General features: G+C 44.7%; 13 protein-coding genes. 6 read left to right on the top strand and 7 right to left on the bottom strand.

Features of this window, described 5'->3' with window-relative positions; all coding sequences use genetic code 11:
• Positions 1–41 precede the first annotated feature (41 nt).
• Together BCT11_RS18480 and BCT11_RS18475 are read right to left on the bottom strand one after the other, a co-directional pair.
• Positions 42–737 carry an oxidative stress defense protein gene (locus BCT11_RS18480; protein WP_038870326.1) on the bottom strand — a complete coding sequence of 232 codons (696 nt, stop codon included), beginning with the start codon at positions 735–737 and terminating at the stop codon, positions 42–44.
• A 257-nt stretch (positions 738–994) separates the two neighbouring features.
• Positions 995–1891, bottom strand: coding sequence for a LysR family transcriptional regulator ArgP (locus tag BCT11_RS18475; RefSeq protein WP_038870328.1), 897 nt, complete (start codon positions 1889–1891; stop codon positions 995–997).
• 140 nt (positions 1892–2031) lie between these two features.
• Between BCT11_RS18475 and BCT11_RS18470 the strand changes: the two genes are divergently transcribed.
• Together BCT11_RS18470 and BCT11_RS18465 are read left to right on the top strand one after the other, a co-directional pair.
• A complete protein-coding gene (locus tag BCT11_RS18470) occupies positions 2032–2661 on the top strand; it encodes a LysE/ArgO family amino acid transporter (RefSeq protein WP_039976408.1) in 630 nt (209 codons plus the stop codon).
• A gap of 24 nt (positions 2662–2685) precedes the next feature.
• A complete protein-coding gene (locus BCT11_RS18465; protein ID WP_102388931.1) occupies positions 2686–3168 on the top strand; it encodes a YbaK/EbsC family protein in 483 nt (160 codons plus the stop codon).
• 63 nt (positions 3169–3231) lie between these two features.
• Here BCT11_RS18465 and mscS read toward each other — a convergent pair whose 3' ends face one another.
• The 4 genes from mscS to epd all read right to left on the bottom strand — a co-directional run bounded on the left by mscS (position 3232) and on the right by epd (position 8138).
• Entirely contained in the window at positions 3232–4098 is an 867-nt protein-coding gene (mscS, locus tag BCT11_RS18460; RefSeq protein ID WP_038870334.1) for a small-conductance mechanosensitive channel MscS, read from the bottom strand.
• 458 nt (positions 4099–4556) lie between these two features.
• Entirely contained in the window at positions 4557–5633 is a 1077-nt protein-coding gene (gene fbaA, locus BCT11_RS18455; protein WP_102388930.1) for a class II fructose-bisphosphate aldolase, read from the bottom strand.
• Between the two features lie 153 nt (positions 5634–5786).
• Entirely contained in the window at positions 5787–6947 is a 1161-nt protein-coding gene (locus BCT11_RS18450; protein WP_038870336.1) for a phosphoglycerate kinase, read from the bottom strand.
• A 153-nt stretch (positions 6948–7100) separates the two neighbouring features.
• Positions 7101–8138: an erythrose-4-phosphate dehydrogenase gene (gene epd, locus BCT11_RS18445; protein WP_038870338.1), complete on the bottom strand. Its 1038-nt coding sequence runs from the start codon at positions 8136–8138 to the stop codon at positions 7101–7103.
• Positions 8139–8337: 199 nt separating this feature from the next.
• Here epd and BCT11_RS18440 point away from each other — a divergent pair, with 199 nt between their 5' ends.
• Positions 8338–8574 (top strand): hypothetical protein, encoded by a 237-nt coding sequence (locus BCT11_RS18440; RefSeq protein ID WP_038870340.1) that lies wholly within the window; start codon positions 8338–8340, stop codon positions 8572–8574.
• Positions 8575–8624: 50 nt separating this feature from the next.
• Here the strand turns inward: BCT11_RS18440 and tkt are convergent, their stop codons facing one another.
• On the bottom strand, positions 8625–10619 hold the full coding sequence (gene tkt / locus BCT11_RS18435; RefSeq protein ID WP_102388929.1) for a transketolase: 1995 nt from the start codon (positions 10617–10619) through the stop codon (positions 8625–8627).
• 367 nt (positions 10620–10986) lie between these two features.
• Here tkt and metK point away from each other — a divergent pair, with 367 nt between their 5' ends.
• The 3 genes from metK (at position 10987) to BCT11_RS18420 (ending at position 13783) form a co-directional block, all read left to right on the top strand.
• A complete protein-coding gene (gene metK / locus BCT11_RS18430) occupies positions 10987–12141 on the top strand; it encodes a methionine adenosyltransferase (protein ID WP_038868143.1) in 1155 nt (384 codons plus the stop codon).
• 280 nt (positions 12142–12421) lie between these two features.
• On the top strand, positions 12422–13219 hold the full coding sequence (locus tag BCT11_RS18425; protein WP_102388928.1) for a DUF2189 domain-containing protein: 798 nt from the start codon (positions 12422–12424) through the stop codon (positions 13217–13219).
• Positions 13220–13285: 66 nt separating this feature from the next.
• Positions 13286–13783, top strand: a complete 498-nt coding sequence (locus tag BCT11_RS18420; protein WP_102388927.1) for a SprT family zinc-dependent metalloprotease — start codon at positions 13286–13288, stop codon at positions 13781–13783.
• Positions 13784–13811: the final 28 nt, after the last annotated feature.

Below are 13811 nucleotides of genomic sequence, written 5' to 3'. Positions count from 1 at the left end.
AACCTATTTTAGGACTAGACAGAATCGTAATGTTATCTGTACTATTTAAGCCTGTATACGACGTCCACTTGGTCACGAATCACCAACGTTGAATCTTGATAGCTATTTGAACTCTCTCTTGCATCCATCGCCACAGAGCGCATCAATACTGGGCGTGCGTGCATTTGGTTGTAGTTAATCTGCCACACATCACCTAACTTCTTATCAAAACCTGTCGCTAAAGAAGCCGCTTTGCTTTGTGCATCTTTAATCGCTGCCATGCGTGCTTTTTGTTGGTACTCAGATTGGTTGCTTACTTTAAGCTGAATGTTGTCAACTTGGTTGATGCCCGCCTTTAGCGCCATATCCAAGTACTCATTCAAGTTCGCCAAATCACTCACAGTCACATCAATACTGCGTGAAGCTCGATAACCCACAAGTTCCGCTTTACCCGATTTAGGATAGTGGTACTGAGGAGCAAGGTACAGATTTGAGCTAGTAATATTGTCTTTCGACAAACCGGCATCAGCTAAGCTCTTAAGAAACTCATCAACCGTATTATCGACAGATTGCTTCGCCTGTTCTGCCGTCATGGTCGTATCAACAACCTTTACAGAAAAAGCCGCCATATCTGGCGTCGCGACAACTTCACCGTAGCCAGTGGTTGATAAATGGGCAAAATTCGGCACATCATTCGCAAACACAGAAATACTAGTAAGGCTTAGGGCTGAAGCAAGTAAACATGAAGACAGTTTCATTCGACAAATCCATCCGTATTGAAAGACTAAGATCACTCCAGTTGCCTGAGTTCAAGGCGAGAGACTCGATGAAAGCCATGGCAGATAAGTTGCTGTCTTGAATTCGCAAATAGATAAAACAGCAATGAACAGGAGTGTATATAGACTCATCATAGAAACTTCTGGCAATTATCCAAGCACCTTAAGCGACTTCTAACACAACTTTGACTGTGTAACTTCATGGTAATTTCGACTCAAAACGCGAGCGAAGTGGGAACTTATTGCGGTAAGTGTTTTTGAGCGTAACTCACAATTGCTTGCGATATCTCTTGCAGCACTCCAGTTTCCAACTGCCAGTGATGCCAATAAATGCGATAAGACATCAAAAAGCCAGGTGTGATATCGATAAGCTCCCCTTTCTCCAGTTCATCGGTGATCTGTAGTCGAGGAATCAAACAATAAGCGACTCCAGCTAAGGCCATTTTGAGGAAAGCTTCAGAACTACTAATATTGTGATGGATGACACTATCCGGTCTGACGTTGAAGTGCTCCGTTAAAAACTTCTTATGCAGATCATCGTACTGATCATAGGAAACCGCTGGTGCTTTAGCTAACGTTTGATTGTTCACGCCTTCGGTAAAATAGCGCTGATAGAACTCAGGGTTAGCGACACAAACATAATCGATGCGCCCTAGGTAATCCGCTCGACAACTCGGTATGGCTTGTGATTCTAAACTTATAGCCCCTGCTACCTCACCACTTCTGAGCTTTTCAATCGATCGTGATTCTCCGTAGATCGTCAACTTAAGTTCAACTTGGCGATGCTTCATCACATCTTGTAAAGCCGGTAGTAACCACGTTGCTAAGCTGTCGGCATTAGTCGCGAGTGAGAGCTGAACGGGGCGAGTTGTGGTATCGTTTTTTAGCTCAGGAAGGATTTCATGCTCAAGCAACCTGACGCGACGATAAAGCCCGAGTAGCTTCTTACCAATTGGGGTTGGCTTTGGCGGTTGCTCACGTATAAGTACCGGTTGGGCAAGGTACTTCTCAAGCTGTTTGATACGTTGGGAAATTGCTGATTGCGAAACAAAAAGGTGCTCAGCAGCTCGGTCAAAACTGCCTTGATGAACTACCGCATCTAACGCTTCTATCCATTTATAATCCAATCCTCGCACGTGTTTTTCCTCCCTAATAAACGCCAACAGCACTAAATAAGTAACGCTAATAATATATTAAAATCATTAATTATACTTATTTAATGAAAAGCTTTATCTTCCCCTCCTCTGTTGTTCTATTACTAATGTTGAGGTGTGTTGTGAGCTTTTGGGTGTTATTACAAGGATTCGGTTTAGGTGCGACCATGATCATTCCAATCGGTGCGCAAAATGCGTATGTACTTAACCAAGGCATTAAGCGTCAACATCATCTAACGACTGCGACCATCTGTAGTATCCTAGATATGATTTTTATCTCGCTCGGTATTTTCGGTGGCGGTGCAATTCTGTCGCAAAATGAAATCCTACTTACCTCAGTCACTTTAGGTGGTATTGCCTTCTTAAGTGTTTACGGTTTACTGTCACTAAAAAGTGCATTCAAAGCAGCAAACGCCTCTGAATCGAATGGTGAAGTCGTCGCACGAGGCCGTCGTACCGTAATTCTTGGCGCACTTGCCGTCACAGTGTTGAACCCGCACCTGTACTTAGATACCGTAGTGATCTTAGGTTCAATTGGTGGTCAGTTTGAAGGTAATGATCGCATCGCATTCGCTATGGGCACCATCATGGCTTCCTTTGTATGGTTCTACACGCTCTCATTAGGTGCGGCAAAATTGGGGCCAACGCTCTCAAAACCAAAAGTGAAAAAAGGCATCGATATTGCGGTTGCTACTATGATGTTTACTATCGCTTTTGTACTTGCGAATGAGTTAGTCACCAAATACTGGTAAAGATAAATAGGAAAGAAACACGACATGGAGTCACTGGAAAAAATCCATCAAATCAATCGAGAGCGATTCAACGCGCTCTCGATCCCCTTTCGAGAGTGGCAACATGAAGCCATTCTCGACTTCGAAACCGATGTCAAAGTTGCCGCACAACTCGGCTGGACTGGCACTCATACTAAGAGCCTTTTTCTCAAGCTAAAAGGACAAGGTTACGCAGTATACCTGACTGACAAAGACTCTCGTTTAGACTCCAAACAAGTCAAAATGATGACTGGTAAAAGGCCTTCTATTTGCAGCGACGATGAAATGATTGAGCAGCTAGGTTGTGTACCTGGCGCAGTTTGTCCTATTGGCTTACCTGAGCATGTCACCATTATCGTCGACACGGCACTCTACCAGCATGATGAGTTGCTTTATACGCCAGGTTTACCCGAATTAACCTTTGGCTTTGCAGGTAGCGAACTTAAACGTCTGCTCCTCGCTGGCAGTAACACTCTGTTAGAACTTTAGAAAATCCGGATATAAAAAAAGCGAGGCCATTGCCTCGCTTTTTCATGTTCTCAATCGAAGGGATTAAGCTTCTACTTTGTTCAAATGAACATCCATTTGTGGGAATGGAATTTCGATGCCTGCTTCGTCCAACGCTTCTTTGATTGCTTGAGTTGAATCGAAGTAAACATCCCAGTAATCAGACGTTTTACACCATGGACGAACCACGAAGTTCACTGAAGAGTCTGCTAGTGCTAGGACACCGATTTGGATTGCAGGATCTTTCAGGATACGCTCATCTTTTTCTAGCACGTCACGGATAACTTGCTTAGTTTGCTTAAGATCAGCGCTGTAAGAAACACCGATAACTAGGTCTACACGACGCGTAGCGTGGCGAGAGTAGTTAGTGATTGCGCCGCCGATAACTGATGAGTTCGGCACAACAACCATTTTGTTGTCAGGTGTCTTTAGTACAGTTTGGAAGATTTGAATTGCTTCAACACTACCAGCTACACCACCGATTTCCACATAGTCACCAGACTTAAATGGACGGAATGCAACGATTAGCACGCCAGCAGCAAAGTTAGATAGTGAGCCTTGTAGAGCAAGACCAACAGCAAGACCAGCCGCACCAATTACCGCAACTACAGATGCAGTTTGAACACCTACACGACCTAGTGCCGCAATCAATACAATAACAAATAGAAGGTAACGAACTAGACCGTTGACAAACTCAACAACCGCTTTGTCCATTTGTTTCTTTTCAAGCACTTTTGAAACGCTGTTTGCTACCGCTTTAACGATAATGTTACCGATAAATAGGATCAGCAGTGCAGAAATGATGTTTACACCGTACTGAATAAGAAGATCTGAGTTGTTATTTAGCCACGTTTCCGCTTTGCTCAAACCATCCGTTAAAGAGGTATCGATACCCATCGATTCACCTGCCATAATTCGTATCCTCAAAATAAAGATATAAAAATCTAATTGCCGTTAACTTATGAACCTTGTTTTTTATAGGTTCTTATTCACAACAACATCCCTATTGTTTTCCTGAACAGTGTCAGATTTTTGGCACAATATCTCAAAACTGAAATTTTGCAAAGTCAGAGTTTCGCAAAGACCTACAAAACAAAGCTTTATCAGAATTTTCCGATATTGGCATGTTACAGAGTACGCAATGGATTTACATTTCGCCACACTTTTTAATTGCTTTTATGCCACTTGGTGCGGAAATGCGCTGGGTTTCGAAATTTGCGCCAAAACTGAAGGGATATGAAGTGCGGTGATCATATAGCAGTTGATTGAGTTATCAATTGCTAAAAGAAAGAGAATGGTCGCTGTCTCATTGATTAGACATAAAAAAACCCGCTCGAAGAGCGGGTTTTTAGAAACTCAAATAAGACGAATTATAGTACGTCGATTGCGTTTAGGTCAGAGAATGCTTTCTCTAGACGAGCTACCATTGAAGCTTGACCAGCACGCAGCCATACGCGTGGATCGTAGTACTTCTTGTTTGGCGCAGATTCGCCAGTTGGGTTACCGATTTGACCTTGCAGGTAATCAAAGTTTTCTGCAGAGTAAGTACGGATACCATCCCAAGTTGCCCACTGTGTATCAGTATCGATGTTCATTTTGATAACACCGTAGCCGATAGACTCTTGGATTTCAGCTTCAGATGAACCTGAACCACCGTGGAACACGAAGTTTAGAGCGTTTGGTGCAATACCGAACTTCTCTGCACAGTATGCTTGAGAGTCACGTAGGATAGTTGGAGTTAGTACAACGTTACCTGCTTGGTAAACACCGTGTACGTTACCGAAAGATGCTGCAATAGTGAAACGTGGGCTAATAGCGTTTAGTTTCTCGTATGCGTAAGCAACGTCTTCTGGAGAAGTGTAAAGCTCTGATGCGTCCATGTGAGAGTTATCAACGCCGTCTTCTTCACCACCAGTACAACCTAGTTCGATCTCTAGAGTCATACCCATTTTCGCCATGCGAGTTAGGTATTTGCCAGAGATTTCGATGTTCTCTTCTAGAGACTCTTCAGAAAGGTCGATCATGTGAGAAGAGAATAGTGGTTTACCAGTTTGAGCGAAGAACTCTTCACCAGCGTCTAGCAGACCGTCGATCCATGGAAGCAATTTCTTAGCAGCATGGTCAGTGTGAAGGATTACTGGAACGCCGTAAGATTCAGCAACTGCGTGTACGTATTTTGCACCTGCTACAGCGCCAAGGATTTGTGCACCTTGACCTTCAAGTTTCACGCCTTTACCAGCGAAGAAACCAGCACCGCCGTTTGAGAACTGAACAACAACAGGAGCTTTAACTTTCGCTGCAGCTTCTAGAACACCGTTGATTGAGTCAGTGTTAACAACGTTAACTGCTGGAAGAGCAAATTTGTTCTCTTTTGCTACTTCAAATACTTTCTGAACGTCATCGCCAGAGATAACACCTGGTTTTACGAAGTCGAAGATCTTAGACATGGATGTAATCCTATTTATCTGTCGTTTTATAAACAAAACTTGTTAAATTGAAAATCTTGCAAACGTTTGCTCACAACTGAGGCTATTTTAGCAGAGTTCCTCTCGCGTTGCAGCAAACAAGAAAGCGGGAGAGGACTCCCGCTTTACTGAATATTACTTAGCGCGTGCTTCTAGCATTTCAACTGCTGGAAGAACTTTACCTTCTACGAACTCAAGGAAAGCGCCGCCGCCAGTAGAGATGTAAGATACGTCAGCTTTGATACCGAACTTGTCGATAGCCGCTAGCGTGTCACCACCACCTGCAACAGAGAAGCCTTCAGAAGATGCGATAGCGTCAGAGATACCTTTAGTACCTGCTTCAAAGTTCTTGAATTCGAATACGCCTACTGGACCGTTCCATAGGATAGTCTTAGCGTTCTTCAAAATTTCTGCTAGTTCAGCAGTTGAATCTGGACCAAGGTCGAAGATCATGTCGTCGTCTTGTACTTCAGAAACGTGCTTGATTTCAGCTTCTGCGTTTTCGTCAAATGCTTTTGCACATGCAACGTCAGTTGCTACTGGAATTGCACACTCATCCATTAGCTTCTTAGCAGTTTCTACTAGGTCTGCTTCGTATAGAGACTTACCAACGTTGTGGCCAGCAGCTGCGATGAATGTGTTAGCGATACCGCCACCAACAACAAGTTGGTCAGCGATTTTAGATAGAGACTCAAGAACCGTTAGCTTAGTAGAAACTTTTGAACCACCTACGATAGCAACCATTGGACGAGCAGGCTTGTCCATTGCTTTACCTAGTGCTTCTAGTTCGTTAGCTAGTAGAGGACCCGCACATGCTACGTCTGCGTGCATGCCTACACCGTGAGTAGATGCTTGTGCACGGTGAGCTGTACCGAATGCGTCCATTACGAAGATGTCACATAGAGCAGCGTATTGCTTAGACAGTTCTTCTTCGTTTTTCTTCTCGCCTTTGTTAAAGCGAACGTTTTCAAGAACAACTAGCTCACCAGCGTTTAGTTCTAGACCGTTTAGGTAATCTTTCGCTAGTTTAACTTCGCAATCTAGTGCGTCGTTTAGGTAGTTAACTACTGGTTGTAGAGAGAACTCTTCAGCGTATTCACCTTCAGTTGGGCGACCTAGGTGAGAAGTAACCATTACTTTAGCGCCTGCTTCTAGACAGTGCTTGATAGTTGGAAGAGATGCGATGATACGTGCATCAGAAGTTACTTTACCGTCTTTTACTGGCACGTTTAGGTCAGCACGGATAAATACACGTTTACCTGCAAGATCCAGGTCAGTCATCTTGATTACAGACATGATGTGTCCTCTCAAATATTAAATAATTAAAGTTTTTAAAAACTCGGCAATCCTGCCAAGCCCGTTAATTCTTCAAACTGGTTATTGATATGGAGATACGTCAGATTTATTTCAAGGCTTAAAATAAAAAATTTCTCCATCGCTTCCTCACCATTAAGGCTCCACTTGTGAAGAAGCTTGCATTGCTAAAGCGGTATCCAGCATCCGGTTAGCAAAGCCCCATTCGTTATCGCACCAAACAAGCATTTTTACGAGTTGCCCGTTGCTCACTCGAGTCTGAGTTCCATCCACAATGGCACTGTGGGGATCATGGTTAAAGTCGATGGAAACGAGCGGCGATTCAGTATAGTCAACAATGTTACGTAATGTACACTGAGATGCGTTAACAATGGTTTGATTTACGTCATTAACTTTCACATTTGTACTAATTGTGACACTTAAATCCATCGCGGTGACGTTAACTGTCGGAACTCGAACCGAAATGGCTTCGAATTTGTTGGAAAATTTCGGGAAGATTCTTTCAATTCCCTTATGCAACTTAGTATCGACAGGAATGATGGATTGACTGGCAGCACGAGTACGACGTAAATCATTATGATAAGCGTCAATCACCTGCTGATCGTTCATTGATGAATGGATAGTAGTAATGGTGCCCGACTCAATGCCAAAGGCTTCATCTAAGACTTTAATGATAGGAACGATACAATTCGTCGTACACGAGCCATTAGAAACAATGCGATGCTCGCCTTTTAGCGTTTCATGGTTCACGCCATAAATGATGGTGTTGTCGAGGTCATTTGCACCAGGGTGAGAAAACAGGACTTTCTCTGCACCTGCTTCAATATGAGCTAAGCCATCCGCTTGTGAGCCAAATACGCCAGTGCAGTCTAAGACAATATCGACCTCTAGATCGCGCCATGGCAACAGGTCGATTTCAGCGAGGTGAAGGATTCGAATGGGGTCATATTCACCACTATCATGATGAACATAAAGATGCTCTTGATCGTGAGAGATTTTCTTTCCGAAGCGGCCATGACTGGTGTCATATTGCAGAAGATGGGCCATTGCTTCTGGTTGTGCAAGCTCATTAACAGCGACAACCTTAATTTGTTGGTGTTTACCGCTCTCATATACTGCTCGCAGTACATTACGACCGATACGTCCAAATCCATTGATCGCAACCTTTAGCATTTCTCCCTCGCCTCACCAAAAATTCGTGTCACAGATAGTACCTGATACGAAGGCTGAACGCATTAAGTAAGTGATCTCACTCGCGGTAAACTATCTTTTCACTTCACGATACATTCACATTGCCAATATATTCATTTCTGACCTCGCGTATTTCACTTGGCACTTTAACTCCTTGTTTTATCACCAAAAGGAAATGCGTATGTCAGGTTTTCCCGCTGCTCACTTTTGTCAGCGATGCAATAGAGAAACACCACACTCTGAAGTGCTGGTCCGTAAGCCAAGTCGTTATGATACGGATAAATCGATTCTTGGAACGTTAAAACTTTGGGCTCATACCTTGTTAAATGGCGGCCACTATTACGATATGGATCGCTATGTCACTTGTAAGGAATGTGGGCACAAGGAGAGAGACAACTGGGGAAAAGAGTTTGAATAGGCACAAAAAAACCGAGCATTAACGCTCGGTTTTTCATTTATAACGCGAAATTACGCTAGCAATTCTTGTGCTGTGTTCACTACGTTTTCTACAGTGAAACCAAACATTTCAAACAGCTGGTCAGCCGGCGCAGACTCACCGAAGGTTGTCATACCGATGATGCGGCCGTCGAAACCAACGTACTTGTACCAGAAGTCAGCAATACCCGCTTCTACCGCGATACGTGCCGTTACGTCTGATGGTAGTACAGATTCACGGTAAGCAGCGTCTTGCTTGTCGAATGCATCTGTTGATGGCATTGAAACAACGCGTACTTTCTTACCTTCAGCCGTTAGTTGCTCGGCAGCTTTCACTACTAGCTCAACTTCAGAACCTGTCGCGATTAGGATTAGCTCAGGCTTACCATCGCTGTCTTTCAGGATGTAAGCACCTTTTGCGATGTTCGCAACTTGCGCAGCATCACGATCTTGTTGCGCTAGGTTTTGACGAGAGAAGATAAGTGCAGTTGGCGCATCTTTACGCTCAATCGCCAGTTTCCATGCTACTGCAGATTCAACTTGGTCACATGGACGCCATGTACTCATGTTTGGAGTCAGACGTAGTGAAGCCATTTGCTCAACCGGTTGGTGAGTTGGGCCATCTTCGCCAAGGCCGATAGAGTCGTGCGTGTAAACTTGGATGTTCTGAACTTTCATCAGAGCAGCCATACGCATAGCGTTACGAGCGTATTCCATAAACATTAGGAATGTTGCGCCGTAAGGAACGAAACCACCGTGTAGCGCGATACCGTTCATGATCGCAGTCATACCGAATTCACGTACACCGTAGTGGATGTAGTTACCAGAGAAGTCGTTCGCTTCTAGAGACTTAGAACCTGACCACATGGTTAGGTTAGAAGGCGCTAGGTCAGCAGAGCCGCCCATGAATTCTGGAAGCATTTGACCAAACGCTTCTAGAGCATTTTGAGATGCTTTACGTGATGCAATGTTCGCTGGATTAGATTGAAGATCCGCAATAATTTGGCTCGCTTTTTCTTCCCACTCTGCAGGAAGTTCGCCGTTTAAACGACGTTTAAGCTCTGCCGCTTCTGCTGGGTAAGCCGCTGCGTATGCTTCAAACTTCGCATTCCAAGCTGCTTCTTTCTCAGAACCTGCTGGTTTTGCACCCCACTCAGCGTATACGTCTGCTGGAATTTCAAATGCTGGGTGTTCCCAACCTAGGAACTCACGTGCTGCTGCGATTTCGTCTGCACCTAGTGGCGCACCGTGACAGTCGTGCGAACCTGATTTGTTTGGAGAACCAAAACCGATGATGGTTTTAGTACAGATCAGCGTAGGACGAGGGTCTGCTTTTGCCGCTTCAATAGCAGCATTGATCGCTTCAGAATCGTGACCATCTACAGCAGGGATTACGTGCCAGCCGTAAGATTCAAAACGCTTAGGAGTGTCATCAGAGAACCAACCTTCTACGTGACCGTCGATAGAAATGCCGTTGTCATCCCAGAATGCGATCAGTTTGCCAAGGCCTAGTGTACCAGCAAGAGAACAAGCCTCGTGCGAGATACCTTCCATTAGACAGCCATCGCCCATGAACACGTAAGTAAAGTGGTCAACGATGTCGTGACCTTCTTTATTGAACTGTGCCGCTAGCGCTTTCTCAGCCATTGCCATACCAACCGCGTTGGTGATGCCTTGACCTAGAGGACCAGTCGTTGTTTCGATACCTGGTGCGTAGCCGTATTCTGGGTGACCAGGAGTCTTAGAGTGAAGCTGACGGAAGTTTTTAAGATCGTCGATAGACAGCTCGTAACCGCTCAGGTGCAGTAGAGAGTAAATAAGCATAGAGCCGTGGCCGTTAGACAGTACGAAACGGTCGCGGTCTGCCCACTCTGGGTTAGCTGGGTTGTGGTTTAGGTGAGAACGCCAAAGAACTTCAGCGATATCAGCCATACCCATAGGTGCGCCTGGGTGGCCAGAGTTAGCTTGTTGAACACCATCCATGCTAAGAGCGCGGATTGCATTTGCCAGATGTTTACGAGAAGACATGTCTGCTCCTGAGTGCATTAAGCGAATTGATAAAGGAATGTGGGCGCTTTTATCTTACTAAGAAGGGATAAAAGCGCCGCAATATTCTCTCAGAGCCAAATTCTGACTGCAAACGTTTTACTCACCATTTTTGAGGTTTTAACTCAATCTTTTCGCTGATTGTCTGCATTTTTCTATAAATTCATCATCCTTCAAGCAAACGATTGGGTAATAAGTCAGATGAATTGGATTGGAAAAAGAACTTGTAATTCGAACACGGCAATTTAAAATAGACGTCTAGATGTAGAAACACCTACAAACTGTATTGTATTTTTCGTGGCAAGCTTGCGTTAGTTGGCCATGAGTAAACCTTAAGATTGGAGCTATCATGGCTAAGCACCTGTTCACTTCTGAGTCGGTATCAGAAGGTCATCCAGATAAAATCGCAGACCAAATCTCTGACGCAGTTCTTGATGCAATTCTTGAGCAAGACCCAAAAGCACGTGTTGCTTGTGAGACTTACGTTAAAACCGGCATGGTTATGGTTGGCGGTGAAGTAACAACGTCAGCATGGGTTGATATTGAAGAAATCACTCGTGAAACTGTTCGTGAAATTGGTTACGTTCACTCTGATATGGGCTTCGACGCGAACTCGTGTGCGGTTCTAAACACCATCGGTAAGCAGTCTCCAGACATCAACCAAGGTGTTGATAAAGCAGACCCTAAAGAGCAAGGCGCCGGCGACCAAGGCATCATGTTCGGTTACGCAACAAACGAAACTGAAATCCTAATGCCAGCTCCAATTACTTACTCTCACCTACTTGTTAAGAAGCAAGCTGAAGTTCGTAAGAGCGGTAAACTAGACTTCCTTCGTCCAGATGCGAAATCTCAAGTAACGTTCCAATACGACCAAGGTAAGATTGTTGGTATTGATGCGGTTGTTCTTTCGACTCAGCACTGTGATTCAGTAACAACACCAGACCTACGTGAAGCAGTAATGGAAGAGATCATCAAGCCAGTATTGCCTTCAGAGTGGATCACTAAAGACACTAACTTCTTCATCAACCCAACCGGTCGTTTCGTTATCGGTGGTCCAATGGGTGACTGTGGTCTAACTGGTCGTAAAATCATCGTAGATACTTACGGCGGTGCAGCTCGTCACGGTGGTGGTGCATTCTCAGGTAAAGATCCATCGAAAGTAGACCGCTCAGCAGCTTACGCGGCACGTTACGTAGCGAAAAACATCGTAGCAGCTGGCATGGCTGACCGTTGTGAAATCCAACTTTCATACGCTATCGGTGTTGCTGACCCAACGTCTATCATGGTTGAAACGTTCGGTACTGAGAAAGTATCACACGACATTATCATTGAAGCGGTTCGTCAAAACTTCGACCTACGTCCATACGGCCTACAAGAAATGCTTAACCTGCTTCAACCTATCTACAAGCAGACAGCAGCATACGGTCACTTCGGTCGCGAAGAGTTCCCATGGGAAGCTACAGATAAAGCAGCTATCCTACGCGATTTCGCTGGCATCAAGTAATCGAGCCACACAAGAATCGATAAAGCCCTCGCCTTTGGCGGGGGCTTTTTGTTCCCTCCTCCCTTTTTCTTTCCTATCTCTTTCTTGAACAAAAATTCAGCATTTATTTGTAAATTGCCCTAACTCCGCCAATAGTTAACATAATGTTAAATGCACTTTCCGATGCATATAACGTATAGAGATAAGGTGCGGACTCACGTGATGAAAAAAGTAATGAAAACGTCAGTCAGGCATCCTTTATGGCCTAGGTGCCACCGTGGGAATAAATCAAGGAGGAGTTATGCCTCGTACCGTGAATCCGTCTGACTTCCAAAATAAACGAAAGGAAGTCCCAGATAACGAATATGCCAGAACCATTCCGTGCAATACCGTGAATCTTTCGGCCCCATTCCATTGGCTCTCACTGGGTCTGCACGACTTCGTTCATATGCCAGTCATTAGTGCCTTTTACGGCATCTGCTTTATGGCCGCCGCTATTGGCATCGTGCTTCTGGTTCAATGGCAAGGCACACACTTAGTGGTGATGCCGAGTCTGATTGTCTACATGCTAATCGGCCCATTCCTAGCACTAGGCTTATATGACGCCAGTTGGGAGAGAGAGCGTGGACACAAACCAAGCTTGTTCCATTCAATGAAAGCCATTGGACGAAATTCGACTTCTCAATGGGCATTCGCTGTAATGCTCGCGGTATGTATGATTTTCTGGATGCGAATTGCCGCTCTGCTTCATGCACTTTATCCGTCCGTTCAAGGCGCGCCACTGACTGACTTCTTGCCTTTCTTAGTGATTGGCTCTCTAGTTGGCTTGGTATTAGCGTGCATCGTGTTCAGTATTTCTGCTTTTTCTATTCCTTTAATGATGGAAAGGCGTGTAGACATGATGACCGCCGTCTTTACTAGCTTTAACGCTGTGAAGTCGAACATTCCTGCGATGATCGTATGGGCAGCCATCATTTGTGGCGGTATCTTAATTGGCTTTGCAACGTACGGCATAGGTATGCTCTTCACCATGCCAATCCTCGGTTATGGTACTTGGCACGCTTACCATGCAACGATCAAGAAAAAACACACGCCTTAGAAAACTGGTGTTATGATCCTGCCCTCGCAAACGCGGGGGCTTTTTATTAAATATGATGAGGTAAGTGTGGATATAGAGCTGAGCTACAAAGCCAAACAAGTGATGGCAGGTTGCATCACGAAGGCGGAGCAAGCATTCAAACGTTCTTTTCCGATGCCCGCAGTCACATTTAATGTTCGTGGTAAAGCTGCAGGCAAAGCTTACCTGCAATTGAATGAAGTTCGTCTAAATCCAAAGCTTTTTAAAGAAAACCCGCAAGCTTTTCTAAGAGAAGTGATACCACATGAAGTAGCACATCTCATTACGTACCAAGTATACGGTCGTGTTCGCCCTCACGGTAAAGAATGGCAAGGTGTGATGGAAGCCATTTTTAACGTGCCAGCTAAAACAACTCACAGCTTCGATATCGCCTCTGTGCAAGGTAAGACCTTTGAGTACCGCTGCGCTTGTACCGCCTATCCGCTCTCAATTCGACGCCACAATAAAGTCATGCGTAAAGAGACTGTCTATTCCTGCCAAAAGTGTCGAAAACCATTAAGCTTCACTGGCACTCAGCTCTCTTAACTCTCCTCAATAGAAATATTCAGATTCC

Source organism: Vibrio sp. 10N.222.52.B12, assembly GCF_002875385.1.
Classification (GTDB): domain Bacteria; phylum Pseudomonadota; class Gammaproteobacteria; order Enterobacterales; family Vibrionaceae; genus Vibrio; species Vibrio jasicida.
This window is presented reverse-complemented; position numbering and strand designations above follow the sequence as displayed.